This is a genomic window from Kitasatospora sp. NPDC004615 (assembly GCF_042873545.1).
GTDB lineage: Bacteria > Actinomycetota > Actinomycetes > Streptomycetales > Streptomycetaceae > Kitasatospora.
The window spans coordinates 40,465-62,579 of record NZ_JBIALQ010000006.1; the positions used below are offsets into that span (position 1 = coordinate 40,465).

Here is a 22,115-nt window from a genome sequence, read left to right on the forward strand (position 1 = left end):
CGACACCGAGGACGCCGCCCGTGAGCACCGCAGACACTCGCAAGACCGCCGACTTCTGGTTCGACCCGATCTGCCCCTGGGCCTGGATGACCTCCCGCTGGATGCTGGAGGTCGAGCAGCTCCGCCCCGTGGACACCCGCTGGCACGTGATGAGCCTGTCCGTCCTCAACGAGAACCGCGACGACCTGCCCGAGCAGTACCGCGAGCTGCTGGCCGCCGGCTGGGGCCCGGTGCGGGTGCTGATCGCCGCCGCCGAGGGGCACGGCGAGGAGGTGCTCGGCCGGCTCTACACCGAGCTCGGCACCCGCTTCCACAACCAGGGCCTGCCCAACACCCGGGAGACCGTGGTCGCCGCCCTCACCGCCGCCGGCCTGCCCGCCGAGCTCGCGGACGCCGCCGACACGGACGAGTTCGACGAGAAGCTGCGCGCCTCCCACGCCGAGGGCATCGGCCTGGTCGGCCAGGACGTCGGCACCCCGGTCATCGCCGTGGACGGGCCGGACGGCGACCGGATCGCCTTCTTCGGGCCGGTCGTCACCCCCACCCCGCGCGGCGAGGCGGCCGCCCGGCTCTGGGACGGCACCCTGCTGGTCGCCTCCACCCCCGGCTTCTACGAGATCAAGCGCACCCGCACCGCGGGGCCCTCGTTCGAGTAGTCCGCACGCGGAAACCCCCGCACCAAGGGGTGCGGGGGTTTCTGCATGTGTTCAGACCACGGCCGGCCGGCGGCTCCGCAGGTAACCGACCACCGCCAGCACGACCGTCAGGCCGGCGGTGAAGTACAGCTGGATGCGGTTCGCGGAGTCCATCGTCATCAGCACCAGGACCACCGCGATCGCGGCCAGCGCCGCGTACGTCAGGTACGGGAACGCCCACATCCGGACGGGGAGCTGCGCCGCCGGCAGCTTCCGGCGCATCCGCAGCTGGGCGACGGCGATGAACGCCCACACCACCAGGACGGCCGCGCCGACCATGTTCAGCAGCCAGGAGAAGACCGTCTCCGGCCACCAGTACGACAGCAGCACGGCCAGGAACCCGAACCCGCAGGACGCCAGCACCGCGCGCCGCGGCACGCCGCCGGAGATCCGGGCCAGTGCGCGCGGGCCGTGGCCGCGGGCGATCAGCGAGTGCGCCATCCGGGAGGAGCCGTAGATGTTGGCGTTCATCGCGGAGAGCAGCGCGATCAGCACCACCACGTTCATCAGCTCCGCGGCCCCCGGGATGCCCAGGGTGTGCAGCACCGCCACGTAGGGGCCGGGCCGGACCACGGACGGGTCGTCCCACGGCACCAGGGTGACGATCACCGCCATCGAGCCGACGTAGAACAGGGCGATCCGCCACATCGCGGTGCGCACCGCCGTGGCCACGCTGCGCCGGGGGTTCTCCGACTCGGCGGCGGCGATGGTGACGGTCTCCAGCCCGCCGTACGCGAACACCGAGGCCAGCAGGCCGGTGACCAGCCCGGCGGTGCCGTGCGGCAGGAAGCCGTGGTGGCCGGTGAGGTTGGAGGTACCGGGGGAGGAGGTGCCGGGCAGCATTCCGAGCACGGCGAGCACGCCGATCACCAGGAAGGCGCTGATCGCGAGCACCTTGATCGCGGCGAACCAGAACTCGAACTCGCCGAAGTTGCGGACGGCGGCCAGGTTGGTACCGCAGAAGAACGCCATGAAGGCGGCGACCCAGACCCAGGACGGGACACCGGGCAGCCAGCCGGAGACGATGCCGGCCGCGCCGATCGCCTCCACGCCGACGCCGACGCACAGCAGCACCCAGAACAGCCAGCCGGCCGTGAACCCGGCCCACGGGCCGATCTCCCGCTCGGCGTGCACCGAGAACGAGCCGGAGGCGGGCCGGGCGGCGGACATCTCGCCGAGCATCCGCATGACCAGCATCACCAGCAGCCCGGAGGCCGCGAAGGCGAGTACCACGGCGGGCCCGGCGGCGGCGATTCCGGCGCCGGAGCCGACGAAGAGGCCTGCCCCGATCACTCCACCGAGGGCGATCATCGACAGGTGACGCTGCTTGAGACCGTGGGCCAGCCCGGCGTCCTCGGCGGCGCCATCGGCGTCCGGCCTGACAGCGGCGCGGGCGGAGGTGGGAGTACGGGTCATGCGCGGGGTTTCCAGACTGTGCGACTTCCCGACCATTTCGGCGGGGTCTGTCCACTATTCGGCATATGACGTGGACGCCCCAATCGGGACCGGCATCCGGACGGCCGTCCGACGGACAGTGACGGCCGCACCACCGTGTGCACACGGTGAGGGCTTGGTCACAGGCCGGACCCGACAAGCCCGGCCGGGTCGGCTTTGTCGTGCCCCGACGCGGCGGTGGAGCCCTGACACCGCATAGGTTCACAAGTGATCACCCCATCGGACACCCCGGGAGCAGCCATGGCCATCGCCGCGTCGACACCGTCCACCGCCGTCCTTGCCGACCTGCTGCCGCAGGCGTCCACCCGGATCGGCGCGCGGGCCCGCGACCTGGCCCTGGTGGCCGGCGGCGCCGCACTGACCGGCATCGCCGCCCAGCTGTCCGTCCCGGTGCCGGGCTCGCCGGTGCCGGTGACCGGGCAGACCTTCGCCGCGCTGCTGGTCGGCACCGCGCTCGGCGCCCGCCGCGGCGCCGCCGCGCTCGGCCTCTACCTGGCGGCCGGCGCGGCCGGCCTGCCCTGGTTCGCCGAGGGCACCTCCGGCGCGGGCATGGCCACCTTCGGCTACGTGATCGGCTTCGTGCTGGCCGCCGCCCTCACCGGCGCGCTGGCCCGCCGCGGCGCCGACCGCAGCCCGCTGCGCACTGCCGGCGCGATGGCGCTCGGCAGCCTGGCGATCTACGCGGTCGGCGTGCCGTACCTGGCGTTCGCCCTGGACGTCCCGCTGGCCAGGGCCGCGAGCCTCGGCCTCTACCCGTACCTGGTCGGCGACGCGCTGAAGATGGTGCTCGCGATGGGCGCCCTGCCGCTCACCTGGAAGCTTCTCGGCCGCCGCTGACGGGCGACCTGTTCCGAACCGGGCCCGCCGCCCCTGCCGGGGCGCGGGCCCGGTGGCATGTCACACTCGTGTCCATGCGCGTCTACCTGGGCTCCGACCACGCCGGATACGAACTGAAGAACCACCTCGTCGAGTGGCTGAAGGGGGCCGGGCACGAGCCGGTCGACTGCGGCCCGCACATCTACGACGCCGAGGACGACTACCCGCCGTTCTGCCTGCGGGCGGCCGAGCGCACCGCCGCCGACCCGGAGGCGCTGGGCGTGGTGATCGGCGGCTCCGGCAACGGCGAGGCGATCGCCGCCAACAAGGTCAAGGGCGTCCGCGCCGCGCTGGCCTGGAGCGAGCAGACCGCCGCCCTCGGCCGCGAGCACAACAACGCCAACGTGATCTCGGTCGGCGGCCGGATGCACACCGTGGACGAGGCCACCAAGTTCGTCGAGATCTTCCTCAACACCCCGTACAGCGGCGAGCCCCGGCACACCCGCCGGATCCAGATGCTCTCCGAGTACGAGACCACCGGTGAGCTGCCGCCCGTCCCGGCCCACCACCCGCAGGGCTGAGCCGGACCCAACGCACCGCGCCCGCCCGGGAGTTGTCCCGGGCGGGCGCGTTCGCTCTTTCCCGCACGGTCAGAAGCCGTGCGGCAGCCAGGGCTCCAGCCCCGAGCGGAACGCCGCCGACACCTGCTCCAGCGCACCCGTCCGCAGCTCCCGCACCAGCCCCGCCGCGGCCAGCGCCGTCAGCGAGGTGCCGCCCAGGTAGACCGAGCCCAACTCGCGGACGTCCAGCTCCAGATCGGCCGGCTCGTCCGTCGGCACGCAGGAGGCCGGCTTGCCCGGTACGGCCGTCAGCCGCCAACGGCCCGCGTTCCACGGGCAGAACGCGTCGGTGACCTCCAGCACCGCGTCCACCGGCTGCGCCCAGCCGCGCGCCTCAAGCGCCTTCGGCAGGTCCACCAGCCGCACGAACATGGCGTCCACCAGGCGGGGCATCAGGTGCCGGTAGTCCGACACCAGGTGCATCAGCGGGTCGTCCGCCGGCAGGTTGAACGCCTCCACCCGCTCGGTGAGGTCGAGGTCCAGCAGGAACTCCCACAGCCGGGCGTACACCCAGGGCTGCTCCGCCTGCACCGCGCGGACCCGGACCACGCCGGCCGCGCCACGATCGTTCCAGTCGTCCTTCACCGCGTACCGGGCGTAGCCGAGCAGCTCACCGGTCTCCGGATCCTCCGCCACCACCGACTGCAGCGGGGAGAAGCCGCTGCGGGACTCCGGCGCGTCCAGCACCGGCAGCTTGTCCCAGCCCGGCTGCCGCACCAGGGTGCCCGGGCGGCGAGTGGCCAGACGGTCGTACAGCTCCTCGCAGCGGGCCAGTTCGGCCCCCGGATCGGCCAGCCGCAGCACCAGCTCGCCGCGGCGCTCCGGCGTGTGCACCTTCACCCGGCCGCGGATCATCGATATGACCGCCTTGCGGGTGCCCTGCCCGTAGCCGAACCGCCCGTAGATCACCGGCTCGGACGCCGTCAGCACCGCCAGCGCCTCCCCGGCCGCATGTACGTCGGCCAGCTGACGGCGCATCATGGCGGTCAGCGCGCCCCGGCGCCGATGGGTGGGCAGCACGCCCACCATCGTCACGCCCGCCGCCGGGACCACCGCTCCGCCCGGCACGACCAGCCGGAAGCTGAACGCCGAGCAGCCGCCGACGATGCGCTCGCCCTCACAGATCGCCAGCGAACGCTCCACCTCGGTCAACTCGTGCCACAGCGCGCGTTCGGCGGGAGCCTCCCCGCCGCCGCCGAAGGCCACGTCAAGGGTGCCGTACCAGGTCTCCCACTCCTCGGCGCGCAACGGCCGGATGGTCAGATCGGGGTGTCGAATCGTCATGAGCCCCTGCCTACCACCCGATCCGGAACCGTGCGACCGATTTGTCACGCCCATGCCGTAGCCGGCCTCCCGGGCGGCCGAAACCCACCGGAGCGTGCCCCTCCCGTTGCACTCGGTGCCACCGGGCCGTCGACGCGCGCACCGGCGGTGGATACAGTCGGTCCCCATGGTCGGCAGAGCGCGCCCCAGAGCGACGGGCCGGGACGGCGGACCGTCCCGCGAGCCCGTGACGGCCCGGCTGCGCGCTGCGCTGTACCGGGCCAGGCGCAGGGTGCGCCGCACCGGAGTCGACTACTTCCGCGGCGACGGCGCCGACTGGTGGGCGTTCGCCGCCCTCGCCCTCGCCGTGCCCGTCCTGGTCCTGCTGAACATCCTGCTTCCCGACTGGGCCCCGCCCACCGCCCTGGTGCTGCCCGTGCTGGCCGGCGCGCTGCTGCTGCGCCCCGGCACCCTGGTGCTGCTGTACGCCGTCGCCGCCGCCGGACTGATCACCGAATCCCTGGTGCACACCGGCGAACGCGTCGCCAGCGCGCAGCCGGAGACCTACACCCACGGCGTCACCCCCGGCTCCGCGCTGGTGGTCGGCGCGGTCGGCGTCGCCGGACTGCTGGTCGCCCAGTTCCGCCGCCGGATCGGCGTGCCCTGGCGCGGCGGCTCCACCATGCTGTTCGACCTGCGCGAGCGGATCCGGATCCAGGGCCGGGTCCCGGAACTGCCCGACGGCTGGCACACCGACACCGCGCTGCGCCCGGCCGGCGGCCAGTCCTTCTCCGGCGACTTCATGGTCGCCGCCCGCACCGGCCCCGGCGGACGGATGCTGGAAGCCGTCCTCGCCGACGTCTCCGGCAAGGGCATGGACGCCGGCAGCCGCGCCCTGCTGCTCTCCGGCGCCTTCGGCGGCCTGCTCGGCTCGCTGCCCGCCCACGACTTCCTGCCCGCCGCCAACGGCTACCTGCTGCGGCAGGACTGGGCGGAGGGCTTCGCCACCGCCGTCCATCTGGTGGTCGACCTGGACACCGGCGAGTACGAACTGCTCTCCGCGGGGCACCTGCCCGGCATGCACCGTCTCGCGGGCGCCGGGTACTGGGAGGTCAAGGAGGCCGAGGGCCCGCTGCTCGGGGTCTACGACGAGGCCAAGTTCGAGGGGGTGCGCGGCACCCTCGGCCCCGGCGACGTCCTGATGCTGTGCACCGACGGCATGGTGGAGATCCCCGGCCGCGACCTCGCCGAGGGCATGGACCGGCTGATGGGCGAGGCCGACCGGCTGGTCGCCACCGCCCCGGGGTCGATCCGGCCCGGCTCCGCGGTCCGGCTGATCGACACCGTCGCCAAGCACGTCAACGACGACCGCGCGGTGCTGCTGGTCTGGCGCCGCTGAACTTCCGTCCGGTGCAGACGCGGTGAGCGCGGAGTGTCCACGGAGTGTCAAACCCGGACGTTGATCTTCGGCCAATTCCGGTTCGCGGCCCGAGCCGGGCGGCGATGCTGGATCTGCCTGCCGGTTTGCCGCGCAGGCCAGCACGGACCACCGCCCGCCGACGGGGTGTCAGAACCCGTCCGCTATCGTCGCGGTCGGCGAAAATCAGTCCTGCCAGGCGGGTTCGGGCACCGAGCGACCGGGCAAGTCCTTTACGCACTCAGCACGAGCGACCACACTGAGTCCGGATGGAGTGGTGGGGACACGGGGGGCAGGGGCCGGTTTCCGCCTGGGAGCCAACGCCGGCTTCCACCGAACCCCCGCCACGAATCGAGGAAGTGAGTCCTGGTGGCCTTCTCCGTCTCCGCGCTTGTCCTGTTCGGCATCATCGTCGCGATCTTCATTCGCAACAAGCAGCTGAAGACCGGGCACGCCATCGTCGCCGCCCTGTTCGGCTTCATGCTGAGCCAGTCGACCATGGCCGGCCCGATCCAGCAGTTCCTCACCTCGGTCTCCAAGGCCATCGCGTCGATCGCGGGCTGACGGCCTGTCGGCTCCCCGGCGGCACGCCACGACGGGCGGGAGACACCCCCGCGCCGTCCATTCGGCCTGCCCACGGTGACCAGGCTCACCCGCGACGTCACGCCAGGTCCGCGCCCGAACGCGCACGGTGGCCGAAGTCGCCCACCGTGCGGGGTTCGTACGCGCACTGTCATGATCGCGTACGCGCACCGCAGCGTGGTGTCGGCACAGCGTGACCTGGTGGATCGTCAGCCCCTTCCCGACCCAGGGAGCGGGGCCGATCGGCGTTTGCCAGCCTCACGGGCCGTGGGATTTGCTTCCTCCGCAGCCCGGCCAGTGACCGGGCGGGCCACCGGACGGAACGCCTAGTCCTGCCGTCGTCCGGTGCCGACCAGATACCACGCCACGGCAGGAGCGGGGGAACCACAGGTAAGTCGCCGGGCCCGGAAACCACCGGGAACGGCTCGGGGTGAAGCCGCAGTCCCTGCGGCCGGGCAACTCTCGCCCGAACCCGACAGCTCACCTCGCAGGCGTCGGAGAGGAACGCCTTCATGTCCGCTCAGGGCAAGCACCGCAAGCCGAGCCTGGCCACCATCGCCCGGATCGCCATCGCCACCGGTGTGGCCGGCGCCGCGATCGGCCTCCCGGTCACCGCCGCCTCCGCGCACACCGCCACCGAGCAGGCCGGCAGCCACCCGTCCACGGTCTCGGTGGACGCCACCCCCGTCGCCGACCAGGCCGCCGCCCCGCACAGCTACCGGGTCGCCTCCGGCGACACCCTGTCCAAGATCGCCGCCGCGCAGCACGTCGACGGTGGCTGGCAGAAGCTGTACCAGGACAACCGCTCCGTGGTCGGTGGCAACCCCGACCTGATCTTCCCGGGCCAGAAGCTGGCCATCAACGGCCAGGCCGCCGCCCCCGCGCAGGCCCCGGCCGCCAAGTCCACCTCCACGGACACCGCCACCGCGCCGAAGGTCGCCGTCAAGAAGGCCGACACCGCGAAGCCGGCCACCACCGGCACCGTCAAGGCCCAGCCCGTGGCCCCGGCCCCGCAGGCGGCGCCCCCGGTCGCCACCACGGCCACCACCGCTTCCCCGGCCGCCGTTCCGGCTGCCGCGAGCAACAGCTCCACCTACGTCGCCCCGGCGCCGGGCAAGGTCACCACCGGTTACAAGGTCGCCGGCTCCAACTGGTCCTCCGGCTACCACACCGGCATCGACTTCCCGGTCGCCACCGGCACCAGCCTCAAGGCCATCGCCAACGGCACCGTGGTCTCCGCCGGCAACGGCGGTGCCTACGGCAACCAGGTCGTCATCAAGCTGGCCGACGGCAAGTACGCCCAGTACGCCCACCTGTCCTCGATCTCCGTCTCGGCCGGCCAGTCCGTGACGGCGGGTCAGCAGATCGGTCTCTCCGGCGCCACCGGCAACGTGACCGGCCCGCACCTGCACTTCGAGATCCGCACCACCCCGGACTACGGCTCCGACATCGACCCCGTCGCCTACCTGGCGGCCCACGGCGTCAACGTCTGATCCACGCCTCACCCCTCGAAGGCCCCGCGCAGTCCGCTGCGCGGGGCCTTCGGGCTTTCCGGCGCCCTTGCGCGGGCGAAGGCCCCCCGGCCACGCGGCGCGGCCGACCAACGGCAACGGCCCCGACTGCGTTGGCAGTCGGGGCCGTTGGCCTTGTGGAGCGGGTGACGAGAATCGAACTCGCGTGACCAGTTTGGAAGACTGGGGCTCTACCATTGAGCTACACCCGCAAAGGCGTACCCGCACCGCGTCGCGGTGGCGAGGACTGGATCAGGGTACCTGGTCGAGCCGGTGGATTGCACACTCCTTCCGCGCTGTCGGCTCGCGAATATCGCCCCGGTCGGAGGCGGCCCGACGTGTACTCTTCTGCTCGGCACCACGGGGTGTGGCGCAGGTTGGTAGCGCGTCCGCTTTGGGAGCGGAAGGCCGTCGGTTCGAATCCGGTCACCCCGACCGTGCGGCAGGGTCTCGTCCGTGGGCGGGGCCCTGTTGTCGTTGTGGGGCGCGGCCGCCCCGGCCCCGCTCCGCCGTGCACCCGGTGCCGGGCGCAGTCACTTTCGTGGTACCGGTAGGATGGACCGCTGGCGGTAGTACGGACAGCATTGCAGCCCCAACCGCCTATCGCCCTGACCGCAAGCCCCCCTAGGAGACCCCACCGTGAAGAGCGCCGTCGAGACTCTGAACCCGACCCGGGTTCGACTCACCGTCGAGGTGCCCTTCGAGGAGCTCAAGCCCAGCCTCGACGCGGCGTACAAGAAGATCAACCAGCAGGTCACCGTCCCGGGCTTCCGCAAGGGCAAGATCCCGAACCGGGTCATCGACCAGCGCTTCGGCCGTGGCGCGGTGCTGGAGGAGGCCGTCAACGACGCGCTTCCGCGCTTCTACACGCAGGCCGTCGACGAGGGCCAGATCGATGTGCTGGGCCAGCCGGACATCACCGACATCGCCGGTGTCGAGAACCTGGCCGACGGCGGTGACCTGAAGTTCACCGCCGAGGTCGACGTCCGTCCCGAGGTCGCCCTGCCGGACTTCGCCGAGATCGCCGTCGTGGTGGACCCGGTCGAGGTCACCGACGAGGACATCGAGAAGTCGCTGCAGCAGCTGCGCGAGCGCTTCAGCTCCGTGAAGGATGTCGAGCGCGCCGCCGCCGAGGGCGACGTCGTGGTCATCGACCTGGAGGCCAAGGTCGACGGTGAGGTGCCGGAGGACGGCACCGCCACCGGCGTGAGCTACGAGATCGGCTCCGGCCGCCTGCTGGACGGCATCGACGAGGCCGTCGTCGGCCTGTCCGCCGGTGAGGCCAAGACCTTCACCACCACCCTCAAGGGTGGCACCCAGATCGGCAAGGACTCCGAGGTCACTGTCACCGTGACCACCGTCCAGGAGAAGGAACTCCCGGAGCTGGACGACGAGTTCGCGCAGCTGGCGAGCGAGTTCGACACCCTGGAGGAGCTGCGCGGGGACTCCCGCAAGCGCCTCGAGCGGATGAAGGAGTTCGACCAGGCCACCCAGGCCCAGGAGAAGGTCCTCGACGAGCTGCTCACCCGGGTCGAGATGGACTACCCGGAGAAGCTGCTCGCGGACGAGATCGGCACCCGCAAGCACAACCTGGAGCACCACCAGCTGGAGCCGATGGGCATGACCCTCGACACCTACCTGGCCTCCCAGGACAAGTCCCGCGAGGACTTCGACAAGGAGACCGAGGACCAGGCGAAGAAGGGCATCAAGACCCAGTTCGTGCTGGACCAGATCGTCAAGAACGAGGAGCTGGGCGTCAACCAGGAGGAGCTCACCGAGCACCTCATCCGTCGCGCCGCCGGCTCCGGCCTGACCCCGGACCAGTTCGCCCAGCAGGTCGTCCAGGGCGGCCAGGTCCAGCTCCTGGTCGGCGAGGTCGCCCGCGGCAAGGCGCTGGCCCTGGTTGTCGAGGCCGCCAAGGTCACCGACACCAACGGTGAGGTCGTCTCCTTCGAGGACGATGAGGAAGAGGTTGTCACCGAGGCCGCCGCCGAGGAGACCACCGAGGCCTGAGCCTCGTAACCGCCGGGAATCCGGCGGACCGCAGCACCGGGACGGGCCCGGGCACCGCATGGTGCCCGGGCCCGTTCGCGTTGGGCCCAGTTACCCTGCGCTCACAGCGAACAGTTCTGCGTGGGGGATTCAGCGGCCGGGCCTGCGCGTTAGGGTCGGTGGACAGCGACACACACGCAGATCGACTGAGCAGGTGGCTAAGTGACGTTCCCGCAGATGCAGATGCCTGGCCTGATGGCACCGCACGCCGCCGGCGGCGACGTGGGCGGCGGCCTGGGCGATCAGGTCTACAACCGGCTGCTCAACGAGCGCATCATCTTCCTCGGCCAGCAGGTCGACGACGACATCGCCAACAAGATCACCGCCCAGCTCCTGCTGCTCGCGGCGGACCCCGAGAAGGACATCTTTCTCTACATCAACTCCCCGGGTGGCTCGATCTCGGCCGGCATGGCGATCTACGACACCATGCAGTACATCAAGAACGACGTCGTGACCATCGCCATGGGCATGGCCGCGTCGATGGGTCAGTTCCTGCTGACCGCGGGCACCCCGGGCAAGCGCTTCTCGCTGCCGAACGCCAACATCCTGATGCACCAGCCCTCCGCGGGCCTCGGCGGCTCCGCCACCGACATCCGGATCCAGGCGGAGCAGCTGCTGCGCACCAAGAAGCGGATGTCGGAGATGATCGCCCACCACAGTGGGCAGACCTTCGAGCAGGTCACCGCGGACTCCGACCGCGACCGCTGGTTCACCCCGGAGGAGGCCAAGGCGTACGGCCTGATCGACGACATCATGCACAGCGCCGCGGACGTCCCGGGCGGCGGCGGCACCGGCGCCGGCCTGGCCGGCTGACCGGTTTCGGAATCCAGACCGCACGCTTCGGAGGACCACAGAACATGAACATCCCCAGCCTGTCCGGTGCCAAGGCCCGCCTGGAGGACATGCGGGCCGAGGGCCGCTACATCGTCCCGCGGTTCGTCGAGCGCACCTCGCAGGGCGTTCGCGAGTACGACCCGTACGCCAAGCTGTTCGAGGAGCGCATCATCTTCCTCGGCTCGCAGGTGGACGACGTCTCCGCGAACGACATCATGGCGCAGCTGATCTGCCTGGAGTCGATGGACCCGGATCGCGACATCTCGATCTACATCAACTCCCCGGGCGGCTCGTTCACCGCGCTGACGGCGATCTACGACACCATGCAGTTCGTGAAGCCGGACATCCAGACGGTCTGCATGGGCCAGGCCGCCTCGGCCGCCGCGGTCATCCTGGCCGCGGGCACCCCCGGCAAGCGGATGGCGCTGCCGAACGCCCGGGTGCTGATCCACCAGCCGTACACCGAGACCGGCCGCGGTCAGGTGTCGGACCTGGAGATCCAGGCCAAGGAGATCTTCCGGATGCGCGAGCAGCTGGAGACCATGCTGGCCAAGCACTCCAACAAGGAGGTCGAGCAGGTCCGCGAGGACATCGAGCGCGACAAGATCCTGACCGCCGAAGAGGCGCTGGAGTACGGCCTGGTCGACCAGATCGTCTCGACCCGGAAGAACTCGTACACCGACTGAACCCTCGCCCCGGGGCGGCGCGTACGTGACGTACGCCCCGCCCCGGGGCGTTCCGGTCGGGGCCACGGCCCCGGCACAATGGCTGTCGGGTCATGCACCCGCGACGGCATCTGTTCGGTATCAATTCGCCCAGGGCGTAGGGCAGAGCGGCCGAAGTCGACGGAAACAACGGCTCGGCAGAGTACCGTCGGATACCAGACCGACCGCCGACGCAGCCGGTCTCACAGCACCAGGCCCCGACCCCCGCGGGGCCCCTGGCGAAGGGGAAGCACCTCGTGGCACGCATCGGAGACGGTGGCGACCTGCTCAAGTGCTCGTTCTGCGGCAAGTCGCAGAAGCAGGTGAAGAAGCTGATCGCCGGGCCAGGCGTGTACATCTGCGACGAGTGCATCGACCTCTGCAACGAGATCATCGAGGAGGAGCTCGCCGAGAGCTCCGAGGTGCGCTTCGAGGAACTCCCGAAGCCCCGCGAGATCTACGAGTTCCTGGACCAGTACGTGGTCGGTCAGGACCTCGCCAAGAAGGCGCTGTCGGTCGCGGTCTACAACCACTACAAGCGCGTCCAGGCGGGCGAGGCCGGTCGTTCCGGCTCCGGCCGGGACGACGCGATCGAGCTGGCCAAGTCGAACATCCTGCTGCTGGGCCCGACCGGCTCCGGCAAGACGCTGCTCGCGCAGACCCTGGCCCGCATGCTGAACGTGCCGTTCGCGATCGCGGACGCCACGGCGCTGACCGAGGCCGGCTACGTCGGCGAGGACGTCGAGAACATCCTGCTGAAGCTGATTCAGGCGGCCGACTACGACGTCAAGAAGGCCGAGACCGGGATCATCTACATCGACGAGATCGACAAGGTCGCCCGCAAGAGCGAGAACCCGTCGATCACCCGCGATGTCTCCGGCGAGGGTGTGCAGCAGGCGCTGCTGAAGATCCTGGAGGGCACCACCGCCTCGGTGCCGCCGCAGGGCGGGCGCAAGCACCCGCACCAGGAGTTCATCCAGATCGACACCACCAACGTGCTGTTCATCGTGGGTGGCGCGTTCGCCGGCCTGGAGCGGATCATCGAGGGCCGGGCGGGTGCCAAGGGCATCGGCTTCGGCGCCACCATCCGCTCCAAGCGTGAGCTGGACGCCTCGGACCACTTCCGTCAGGTGATGCCGGAGGACCTGGTGAAGTTCGGGATGATCCCGGAGTTCATCGGCCGTCTGCCCGTCATCACCAGCGTGCACAACCTGGACCGCGAGGCGCTGCTGCAGATCCTCACCGAGCCGAAGAACGCGCTGGTGAAGCAGTACCGCAAGCTGTTCGAACTGGACGGCGTGGAGCTGGAGTTCACCCGGGACGCACTGGAGGCCATCGCCGACCAGGCGATCCTGCGGGGCACCGGCGCGCGCGGTCTGCGGGCCATCATGGAGGAGGTGCTGATGTCCGTGATGTACGAGGTGCCGTCCCGTCAGGACGTCGCCCGGGTGGTCGTCACCGGGGACGTGGTCTCCAAGCACGCCATCCCGACCCTGGTCCCGCGCGACATGATCAAGCGCGAGCGCCGGGACAAGAGCGCCTGACCAGGCGTCAACCCGGCCGCAGCGAAGGGGCCCCGCACCGGTGAACGGTGCGGGGCCCCTTTCATGTCCCGTGCGGCGGAGGCTACTTGGGGACCTCGGCGAGCTTGCGCAGCTCCTGGGTGTCGGCGATGACCTTCTCCTTGGTGATGCCGTCCTCGGCGGAGATGTCGAGTTCTATGACCATCACCACGGACGAGCTGTCGGCCCAGACGCAGATGCCGCCGTGCTGACCGCTCAACTCCAGGTCGCCGCAGGACATCCGGCCGCCGAGCGGGCCCGCGTCGACGTCGCTGCGGTTGGTGGCGCCGCCGGACGGGAGGCTGCTGTACAGCACGTCGACCTGCTTGGACGGGAGCAGCACGTGGCCGGTCAGGCCGGACACCAGCAGCATCTTCTCCTGGTCCGAGGAGCGGTAGATGGCGCTGACCGGCTGCGGGTCGGTGAAGGAGTCCTTCTCCGACTGCAGGCCGCTCTGCAGGGAGGTGGCCAGGTTCTTGGCGTCCGCGTCGTCCGGGTCGTTGGTCATGTCGTGGAAGGACTGCGGCAGGACGACGTTGTTCTTGCCGGTGTCCGCCGCGGTGTGGACGATCAGGTAACCGAGCGTGGTCGCGCCGCCGAGAACCACCGCGGCCACCACGGACAGGCCGATCCACAGGCCCTTGCGGGACTTCTTCGGCGCCACCGGATACCCGGGCGGGTAGCCGCCGGGGGTGCCGGGCGGGAACGCCTGCGGCGGCACCGCGCCGCCGCCCCAGGCCTGCTGCGGCGCGGCCGGCTGGCCGTAGCCGCCCTGGGGCGCCGCAGGCGCGCCCTGCGGGGGTATCGCGTCCTGGACGGGCGGGGGTCCGAAGCCGGGCTGCGGCGGGCCGAACTGGTTGTCGGACACGGGGCGATACTCCGTTCGAGCGTGAAGTGCGGTACTGCGGTGGTTACTTGGTGACGGTCGCGGCGTCGCGGAGCTGGCGGGCGCGGGTCGCGGCCTCGGTGGTGCTGATGGCCTTGCCGGAGGGGTCCATGGAGACGAACGCGACCACGCCGATGGTGGAGTGGCTGGCGAACATGCACATCGGGATGCCCATCGAAGCCTTGCCGGTGCCGGTGTCCGAAGTGCCCACGCCGCAGCGGAGCTTGGCGCCCGGGTCCGTCGGGTCGCTGGCGTCGACGTCCGCCAGCTCCTGCTTCCAGACCAGCTTGCCCGCGGAGGCGTCGCTGCCGTCGCCCTCGTTGATCTTCTTGGTGAGCACGTCGAGCGCCTTGGCCGGGTCCGGGACCTTGCCCCAGGAGCCGCTGAGGCTGGCCACGTCGGTGGCGGTCTTCTGGTAGGTCGCGGCGAGCGAGCCCTCGAAGGTGCCGACGCCGTCCAGGCCCTTCAGCCCGCCCTTCTCGTCGGCGTTCTTCTTGGTGTAGCCGGCCGCGCTCTCCGGCGCGGACAGCTTGTACTTGCCCTCGGTGTCCGAGCCCTTGGTGCCGCTCAGCCCCCAGTAGGCGAGGCCGCCGCCGATGGCCAGCACCAGGACCACCACCACGGCGATGATCCCGCCCTTGCCCTTGGACGGGGCGGGCGGCGGCGGGAAGCCGCCGTAGCCGGGCTGGCCGGGCTGGCCCGGCTGCTGGGGCATGCCGCCCCACTGCTGCTGGGGCGGCGGCGCCTGCTGCGGGTAGCCGTACCCCGGCTGCCCGGCGGGCGGCGGGGTGCCGTAGCCCGACGGCTGCGGAGCGCCGTACGCGGGCTGCTGCGGGGCGCCGTAAGCCGGCGGCTGGGGGGCGCCGTAGGCCGGCGGCTGCTGCGGCGCACCGTAGCCGGGCTGCGGCGGGGGAGCGCCGTACGGCTGCTGCGGCTGCCCCTGCGGATACTGCTGCGGTCCCTGGCCCTGGCCGTACATATGTCTTTTCTCCCCCGCCGCCTCTGTTTGCGCGGCCCCGTCCGATCGACTATGCGGGCACGCTACCGTACGGCCCCCCCACCGCGCCGAGCGGTCGGCGCACTGTCGGTCACAACTGTGGTCGGGTCTTCCGTAAACTGTGCGTCGTGACCGACACGACGAACCAGCGCCCCGCGAGCAAGCCCGGGGACGAAGCAGCCACCCTCCCGACGACCTACGCCCCGGCCGAGGTAGAGGGCGAGCTGTACGAGCGCTGGGTAGAGCGTGGCTATTTCACCGCCGACGCGAAGAGCGACAAGCCCGCGTACACCATCGTCATCCCGCCGCCGAACGTCACCGGTGCGCTGCACCTGGGCCACGCGTTCCAGCACACGCTGATGGACGCGCTGACCCGCCGCAAGCGGATGCTGGGCTTCGAGGCGCTCTGGCTCCCGGGCATGGACCACGCGGGCATCGCCACCCAGAACCGGGTGGAGCAGCAGCTCGCCGAGTCCGGCCTGTCCCGGCACGACCTGGGCCGTGAGGCCTTCGTCGAGAAGGTCTGGGAGTGGAAGGAGAACTACGGCGGCCGGATCCTCGGCCAGATGCGCCGCCTCGGCGACGGCGTGGACTGGTCGCGCGAGCGCTTCACCATGGACGAGGGCCTGTCGCAGGCCGTCCAGACCATCTTCAAGAAGCTCTTCGACGACGGCCTGATCTACCGCGCCGAGCGCATCATCAACTGGTGCCCGCGCTGCCTGACCGCGCTGTCCGACGTCGAGGTGGACCACAAGGACCTCCCGGGCGAGCTGGTCTCGATCCGCTACGGCGACGGCGAGGACTCGATCGTGGTCGCCACCACGCGCGCCGAGACCCTGCTCGGCGACACCGCGGTGGCCGTCCACCCGTCCGACGAGCGCTACGCGCACCTGGTCGGCCGGACCATCAAGCTGCCGCTGACGGACCGTGAGATCCCGGTCGTCGCCGACGAGCACGTCGACCCGGAGTTCGGCACCGGCGCCGTGAAGGTGACCCCGGCGCACGACCCGAACGACTTCGCCATCGGCCAGCGCCACAACCTGCCGAACCTGACCGTGATGGACGAGCGCGGTGTGCTCACCGTGCACGGCCCGTTCCTCGGCCTGGACCGGCTGGAGGCCCGCTCCGCCGTGGTCGGCGCGCTGCGCGAGCAGGGGCGCATCGTCGCCGAGAAGCGCCCCTACGAGCACGCCGTGGGCCACTGCTCGCGCTGCCACACCGTGGTCGAGCCGCGGCTGTCGCTGCAGTGGTGGGTCAAGGTCGAGCCGCTGGCCAAGGCCGCCGGTGACGCCGTCCGCGACGGCAAGGTCGAGATCCACCCGAAGGAGCTGGAGCGCCGCTACTTCGACTGGGTCGACAACATGTACGACTGGTGCATCTCGCGCCAGCTCTGGTGGGGCCACCGGATCCCGGTCTGGTACGGCCCGAACGGCGAGGTCGTCTGCGTCGGACCGGACGAGCAGCCGCCCACCGGCGAGGGCTGGGAGCAGGACCCGGACGTCCTGGACACCTGGTTCTCCTCCGGCCTGTGGCCGTTCTCCACCCTCGGCTGGCCGGAGAAGACCGCCGACCTGGAGAAGTTCTACCCGACCGACGTCCTGGTGACCGGCCACGACATCATCTTCTTCTGGGTCGCCCGGATGATGATGTTCGGCCTGTACGCGATGGACGGCGAGATCCCGTTCAAGACGGTCGCGCTGACCGGCCTGGTCCGCGACGAGTTCGGCAAGAAGATGTCGAAGTCGTCCGGCACCGCCGTCGACCCGCTGGACTGGATGGACGCCTACGGCGCCGACGCCGTCCGCTTCACGCTGGCCCGCGGTGCCAACCCCGGCGCCGACGTGCCGATCGGCGAGGACTGGGTCAAGGGCTCCCGGAACTTCTGCAACAAGATCTGGAACGCCACCCGCTTCGCGCTGATGAACGGCGCCACCGTCCAGGGCCCGCTCCCCGCGACGGAGGAGCTCACCGCGGCGGACCGCTGGATCCTGTCCCGGCTGAACGCCACCGTGGCCGAAGTGGACGCGCTGTACGAGGACTTCGAGTTCGCGAAGGTCTCGGACACGCTGTTCCACTTCGCCTGGGACGAGGTCTTCGACTGGTACGTCGAGCTGTCCAAGACCACCCTCAACAAGGGCGGCGCGCAGGCCGACCACGCCCGCCGTGTCCTCGGCGAGGTGCTGGACGTGACGCTGCGTCTGCTGCACCCGATCGTCCCGTTCGTCACCGACGCGCTGTGGACGGCGCTGACCGGCGCCGAGTCGGTCGTCGTCGCCGAGTGGCCGAAGGACTCCGGCTACCGCGACACCGACGCCGAGTCGGAGATCGCGCAGCTGCAGCAACTGGTCACCGAGGTCCGCCGGTTCCGCAACGACCAGGGCCTGCGCGACACCCAGAAGGTCCCGGCGCAGCTGGAGCTGGCCGGGCACCGGCTGGAGGTGCACGAGGCGGCGATCCGCTCGCTGCTGCGGCTGACGGCGCCGGAGGAGGGCTTCCACGCCACCGCCTCGCTGCCGGTGGCCGGCACCACCGTCTCGCTCGACCTGTCCGGCACCATCGACGTGGCGGCCGAACGCAAGCGCTTGCAGAAGGACTTGGCGGCGGCCGAGAAGGAGAAGGCGCAGACCACCGGCAAGCTCGGCAACGAGGCCTTCCTGGCCAAGGCGCCGGACGACGTGGTCGCCAAGATCCGGCTCCGGCTGGAGACCGCCGAGGCCGACATCGCCCGGATCACTGCCCAGCTCGCGGCGCTGCCGCAGGGCTGACCGCGCGTCAGGAAGGGCCGCTGCTCCCGCACTGCGGGGGCGGCGGCCCTTCGCCTTTCCCGAGTTGGGGCCGGCGGTCTGTCAATTCCCTTGGCCGCGCGTCGCGGTAACGGTTTCGCTGCGGCTATTCGTCCTGTATTCCCGGCAATTGACGCACTGCGCCAAAGGGAATACATCGGGTTGCCGCCCCCCGCGCGTTCAGCGAACTTCGCACATCGAATGTGTACGGTGGGGCGGAAGTTCCCATTCGGGCGGGGCATCGAACGGAGGGCATACGCATGGTGGCGACCAGGGAGTTGGCCGACGAACTTCCGATGGCGGAGGTGGAGGCGGCCAAGGCCCGGGCGGCAACCCTCCTGTTGGCATTCCAGCACGGAAACCAGCTCGCCTTCGACACCGAACTCGACCTGCTGCTCGCCGAGAACGCCGAGCGCGAGGCGACCACCCTGCTGGTGTGGATCGCCGCCGAGGCGGTCCGCAAGGCGTACGCGCCCGAGGTCGCCGACCGGGTGCTGCGCGGCCTGGCCCGGCGCGCCCCGTACGGCACTTGCGAGGTCGCGGTGGACGAGGAGACGGCCGGCGCGGCGCTGCTGCTGGAGGCCGTCGCCGACGGGGACGTCGCCGCGGTCCGCGCCCTGGTGGCCGGTACGCCCGACACCACCTACCTGCTGGGCGGCCTGCTCCAGGCGGTGGCGATGATGCTGCCGCTGCTGCCGGACGGCGAGGCCGAGGAGATCGCCACCGAACTGCGCCGCCGGCACGCCGCGCGACTGCCCACACCCCGCGTCACCACTTGACGGATCGTCACTGCCGGGCCCGGCGGGGAACTTCCCCCGCCGGGCCCGCTGCCGTGCTGCCGCTACGGCATGGCGTGCAGGTGGGAGCCGACGGTGCCGGCGATGCCGCCGCCCGCGAGGGCGTCCCAGTTGGTGGACCAGGTCATCGCGCCGCCGATGCCCGGCCAGGTCTTCGCGGGTTTGAAGGAACCGCAGTTGGTTCCCGCGGCCAGGCAGTCCAGCGCCGCGTTCACGGTCGCCGGGCTGGTGTAGCCGCCACCCGCCGCGCTGGTGGAGGCGGGCACCCCGAGGCCGACCTGGCTCGGGTCGAGGCCGCCCTGCAGCTGGATGCAGGCCAGGCCGGTGAGGAAGTTCTCGGTGCCCTGCGAATACACGCCGCCGTCGCAGCCGAGCATCGCACCGGAGTTGTAGTACTGCATGTTGACGATGGTCAGGACGTCCTTGGTGGCCAGCGCCAGCTTGAAGTACTCGGTGCCGGTGGACTGCATGTCGATGGTCTGCGGAGCCATGGTGAGCACGAACCCGGACCCGACCTTTGCCGCCAGGGTGTGCAACGCCTGTGCCATGTAGGTGGAGTTGACCCCGTTCTCCAGGTCGATGTCGATCCCGTCGAAGCCGTACGTCTGGATCAGGCTGTACGCGGAGTTGGCGAAGTTGGCCGCCGCGGCCGAACTCGCCACCGAGACAGTGCCGTTCTGCCCGCCGACCGAGATGATGACCTTCTTGCCGGCCGCGCGCTTGGCCGCGATGTCGGCCTTGAACTGGGCGTCGGTGTAGCCGTTCAGCTTCGAGGACAGCGTCGGGTCCAGGGTGAAACTGATCGCGCCCTGGGTGCTGGTGGCGTCCGCGAAGGCCACCGCGATGATGTCGTACGCCGCGGGGACGTCACTGATCCGTTGCGGGGTCGCGCCGTTGTAGAAGTTCTGCCAGTAGCCGGTCAGCTTGTGCTTCTGCCCGGGCGGCGGCGGAGTGGTGGAGGAACTGCTGGGTGAGGGCGACGCAGAGGCGGACGTCGACGGGGACGGCGACACCGAGGTCGGACCGGAGCTGGACGGGCTGGGCGAGCCGGTGCCCGGGCCGACCATCGAGACCTTGTCCACCAGGTACGGCGGCTGGCCGTACCACCCGTGGAACCACACCTGCACCGAGGTGGTGCCGGCCCCCGTGGTGAAGGTGCTGCTGAGCGTGTTCCACCCGGTGTTGGAGCTCCAGGTGGACGGGTCGGTGCCGCCGGTGCCGGTGGCGCCCAGGAACACGTACGAGCCCTGGACCACCGCGGACAGGGTGTACGTCGAGTTGGGCAGCACGGTGACCTGCTGGCTGCAGTTGGCGTAGTCCGACCCGGCCGGGGTGCCCTGCAGGTCCCAGCCGGTGGCGGAGTTGTTCACCGCGGTGACGGTGGGGCCGCAGGCCCACGGAGTGATGTGGTCGCCGGCCGAGAAGTCGCCGTTCCGGATCACGTCCACGTCGGCGGCGGTGGCCGTCCCGGTACCGGTCAGCACCATGCCGACCAGGGCCAGTACGGCCGCCAGCAAGCCGGCGAGCAGGGCCCGTGCGCCGCGCGGGTGTCGATGTGGTGCACGCATGCCATCTCCATGTGGGGGAGTGTCGATGGGGGTGCGGTGCGGGGGAGCCAAGGAGCTGGACGAGCGACTCACACGGTGGAGTAGACCAATTCCGGTGTCAAGAGGTCCGGAGCCGGTCCGCGGGCCACCGGGGTGGCCGTCGGGGGCGGACGTCGGGAGTCCTTAGACTGGCGGGGTGAGCGACAAGGCCGAGCCCAACCCCTACACCGTCCGTCCCGCCGACGCCGGCGGCACCGACTCCGATCTGCGCGCCGTCGAGGCCGAACTGGCCACCCGCTGGCCGGAGAACAAGCTGGAGCCCTCGCTCGACCGGATCGAGGCGCTGATGGACATCCTCGGCCAGCCGCAGCGCTCCTACCCGTCCATCCACATCACCGGCACCAACGGCAAGACCTCCACCGCCCGGATGGTCGAGCAGCTGCTGGGCGTCTTCGAACTGCGCACCGGCCGCTACACCTCGCCGCACGTGGAGTCCGTCACCGAGCGGATCAGCCTGGACGGGGCGCCGATCAGCCCGGAGAAGTTCGTCGAGACCTACCGCGACATCGAGCCCTACGTGCAGATGGTGGACGCGGCGCAACCGGTCGCGATGTCCTTCTTCGAGGTGCTGACCGGCATGGCGTACGCGGCCTTCGCGGACGCCCCGGTGGACGTCGCGGTCGTCGAGGTCGGCATGGGCGGCTCCTGGGACGCCACCAACGTGATCGACGCCCAGGTGGCGGTGATCACCCCGATCGGCCTGGACCACACCGACAAGCTCGGCGACACCACCGGCAAGATCGCGGTGGAGAAGTCCGGGATCATCAAGCCGGGCGCGCTCGCCGTGGTCGCCCAGCAGAAGCTGGACGCCGCCGAGACGATCCTGCGCCGGGCCGTCGAGGTGGACGCCACCGTGGCCCGCGAGGGCATGGAGTTCGGCGTGCTGCGCCGCGAGGTCGCCGTCGGCGGCCAGCTGGTCACCCTGCGCGGCCTCGGCGGTCACGAGTACCAGGACGTGTTCATCCCGCTGCACGGCGACCACCAGGCGCAGAACGCCGCGCTGGCGCTCGCCGCGGTGGAGGCGTTCTTCGGCATCGGCCAGGGCGGCGCCGAGCACCTGGACGAGGAGAAGGTCCGGCAGGCGCTGTTCGGCGTCTCCTCGCCGGGCCGGCTGGAGGTCGTCAGGCGCAGCCCCACCGTGATCCTGGACGCCGCGCACAACCCGCACGGTGCGCAGGCCGCCGCCGCCGCGATCGGCGAGGCGTTCGGCTTCACCAAGCTGGTCGGCGTCATCGCCACCAGCGGCGACAAGGACGTCACCGGCCTGCTGGAGGTCTTCGAGCCGATCCTCGCCGAGGTCGTCATCACCCAGAACTCCACCCACCGCGCGATGCCCGTCGACCGTCTCGCGGCCCTCGCCGTCGAGGTGTTCGGCGAGGACCGGGTGCAGGTCGAGCCCCGGCTGGACGACGCCATCGACGCCGCGGTCACCCTCGCCGAGGAGGAGGACCTCGGCGGCGCCGGCGTCCTGGTCACCGGCTCCGTCATCACGGTGGGCGAGGCGCGCCTGCTGTTCGGAAGGAAGTAGCGGTCG

At 71.0% G+C, this 22,115-nt stretch carries 18 protein-coding genes, 2 tRNA genes and 1 riboswitch; of the genes, 14 read left to right on the forward strand and 6 right to left on the reverse strand.

Features of this window, described 5'->3' with window-relative positions:
* Positions 1–20: 20 nt before the first annotated feature.
* Complete coding sequence (locus tag ACFYS8_RS21320) at positions 21–656, forward strand: disulfide bond formation protein DsbA (RefSeq protein ID WP_387643079.1); 636 nt, start codon at positions 21–23, stop codon at positions 654–656.
* 51 nt (positions 657–707) lie between these two features.
* Here the strand turns inward: ACFYS8_RS21320 and ACFYS8_RS21325 are convergent, their stop codons facing one another.
* Positions 708–2,111 carry an amino acid permease gene (locus ACFYS8_RS21325; RefSeq protein ID WP_387643080.1) on the reverse strand — a complete coding sequence of 468 codons (1,404 nt, stop codon included), beginning with the start codon at positions 2,109–2,111 and terminating at the stop codon, positions 708–710.
* Positions 2,112–2,390: 279 nt separating this feature from the next.
* Between ACFYS8_RS21325 and ACFYS8_RS21330 the strand changes: the two genes are divergently transcribed.
* Both ACFYS8_RS21330 and ACFYS8_RS21335 read left to right on the forward strand, forming a co-directional pair.
* Positions 2,391–2,987: a biotin transporter BioY gene (locus ACFYS8_RS21330; RefSeq protein WP_387643081.1), complete on the forward strand. Its 597-nt coding sequence runs from the start codon at positions 2,391–2,393 to the stop codon at positions 2,985–2,987.
* A gap of 74 nt (positions 2,988–3,061) precedes the next feature.
* The gene (locus tag ACFYS8_RS21335; protein ID WP_387643082.1) at positions 3,062–3,547 is read left to right on the forward strand and encodes a ribose-5-phosphate isomerase; all 486 of its coding nucleotides are present in this window, start codon (positions 3,062–3,064) and stop codon (positions 3,545–3,547) included.
* Positions 3,548–3,616: 69 nt separating this feature from the next.
* Here the strand turns inward: ACFYS8_RS21335 and ACFYS8_RS21340 are convergent, their stop codons facing one another.
* The gene (locus tag ACFYS8_RS21340; protein ID WP_387643083.1) at positions 3,617–4,870 is read right to left on the reverse strand and encodes a GNAT family N-acetyltransferase; all 1,254 of its coding nucleotides are present in this window, start codon (positions 4,868–4,870) and stop codon (positions 3,617–3,619) included.
* Positions 4,871–5,036: 166 nt separating this feature from the next.
* On the opposite strand from ACFYS8_RS21340, the gene ACFYS8_RS21345 reads away from it, so the two are divergent.
* From ACFYS8_RS21345 to ACFYS8_RS21355, 3 genes are all read left to right on the forward strand, one after another.
* Complete coding sequence (locus ACFYS8_RS21345) at positions 5,037–6,248, forward strand: PP2C family protein-serine/threonine phosphatase (protein ID WP_387643084.1); 1,212 nt, start codon at positions 5,037–5,039, stop codon at positions 6,246–6,248.
* Positions 6,249–6,635: 387 nt separating this feature from the next.
* A complete protein-coding gene (locus ACFYS8_RS21350) occupies positions 6,636–6,830 on the forward strand; it encodes a hypothetical protein (RefSeq protein WP_035862776.1) in 195 nt (64 codons plus the stop codon).
* Between the two features lie 370 nt (positions 6,831–7,200).
* Positions 7,201–7,355, forward strand: a riboswitch (cyclic di-AMP (ydaO/yuaA leader).
* A gap of 5 nt (positions 7,356–7,360) precedes the next feature.
* Positions 7,361–8,341 carry a peptidoglycan DD-metalloendopeptidase family protein gene (locus ACFYS8_RS21355; protein ID WP_387643085.1) on the forward strand — a complete coding sequence of 327 codons (981 nt, stop codon included), beginning with the start codon at positions 7,361–7,363 and terminating at the stop codon, positions 8,339–8,341.
* Positions 8,342–8,497: 156 nt separating this feature from the next.
* Here ACFYS8_RS21355 and ACFYS8_RS21360 read toward each other — a convergent pair.
* Positions 8,498–8,571: transfer RNA gene (locus tag ACFYS8_RS21360), tRNA-Gly, on the reverse strand.
* A gap of 149 nt (positions 8,572–8,720) precedes the next feature.
* Here ACFYS8_RS21360 and ACFYS8_RS21365 point away from each other — a divergent pair.
* The 5 genes from ACFYS8_RS21365 (at position 8,721) to clpX (ending at position 13,493) form a co-directional block, all read left to right on the forward strand.
* Positions 8,721–8,794, forward strand: a tRNA-Pro gene (locus tag ACFYS8_RS21365).
* 204 nt (positions 8,795–8,998) lie between these two features.
* A complete protein-coding gene (tig, locus tag ACFYS8_RS21370; protein WP_387643086.1) occupies positions 8,999–10,372 on the forward strand; it encodes a trigger factor in 1,374 nt (457 codons plus the stop codon).
* Between the two features lie 222 nt (positions 10,373–10,594).
* Complete coding sequence (locus ACFYS8_RS21375; protein ID WP_387643829.1) at positions 10,595–11,224, forward strand: ATP-dependent Clp protease proteolytic subunit; 630 nt, start codon at positions 10,595–10,597, stop codon at positions 11,222–11,224.
* A 44-nt stretch (positions 11,225–11,268) separates the two neighbouring features.
* The gene (locus ACFYS8_RS21380) at positions 11,269–11,931 is read left to right on the forward strand and encodes an ATP-dependent Clp protease proteolytic subunit (RefSeq protein ID WP_387643087.1); all 663 of its coding nucleotides are present in this window, start codon (positions 11,269–11,271) and stop codon (positions 11,929–11,931) included.
* Between the two features lie 275 nt (positions 11,932–12,206).
* Entirely contained in the window at positions 12,207–13,493 is a 1,287-nt protein-coding gene (gene clpX, locus ACFYS8_RS21385; RefSeq protein ID WP_043913988.1) for an ATP-dependent Clp protease ATP-binding subunit ClpX, read from the forward strand.
* An 82-nt stretch (positions 13,494–13,575) separates the two neighbouring features.
* Here clpX and ACFYS8_RS21390 read toward each other — a convergent pair whose 3' ends face one another.
* Positions 13,576–14,379, reverse strand: a complete 804-nt coding sequence (locus ACFYS8_RS21390) for a hypothetical protein (protein ID WP_387643088.1) — start codon at positions 14,377–14,379, stop codon at positions 13,576–13,578.
* 43 nt (positions 14,380–14,422) lie between these two features.
* Entirely contained in the window at positions 14,423–15,376 is a 954-nt protein-coding gene (locus tag ACFYS8_RS21395; RefSeq protein WP_387643089.1) for a hypothetical protein, read from the reverse strand.
* Positions 15,377–15,522: 146 nt separating this feature from the next.
* Between ACFYS8_RS21395 and ACFYS8_RS21400 the strand changes: the two genes are divergently transcribed.
* Positions 15,523–18,159, forward strand: coding sequence for a valine--tRNA ligase (locus ACFYS8_RS21400; RefSeq protein WP_387643090.1), 2,637 nt, complete (start codon positions 15,523–15,525; stop codon positions 18,157–18,159).
* 278 nt (positions 18,160–18,437) lie between these two features.
* Positions 18,438–18,956 (forward strand): hypothetical protein, encoded by a 519-nt coding sequence (locus ACFYS8_RS21405; RefSeq protein WP_387643091.1) that lies wholly within the window; start codon positions 18,438–18,440, stop codon positions 18,954–18,956.
* Between the two features lie 62 nt (positions 18,957–19,018).
* Here the strand turns inward: ACFYS8_RS21405 and ACFYS8_RS21410 are convergent, their stop codons facing one another.
* Positions 19,019–20,542, reverse strand: coding sequence for a chitinase (locus ACFYS8_RS21410; RefSeq protein WP_387643092.1), 1,524 nt, complete (start codon positions 20,540–20,542; stop codon positions 19,019–19,021).
* Between the two features lie 175 nt (positions 20,543–20,717).
* Here ACFYS8_RS21410 and ACFYS8_RS21415 point away from each other — a divergent pair, with 175 nt between their 5' ends.
* Entirely contained in the window at positions 20,718–22,109 is a 1,392-nt protein-coding gene (locus ACFYS8_RS21415; RefSeq protein WP_387643093.1) for a bifunctional folylpolyglutamate synthase/dihydrofolate synthase, read from the forward strand.
* Positions 22,110–22,115 lie beyond the last annotated feature (6 nt).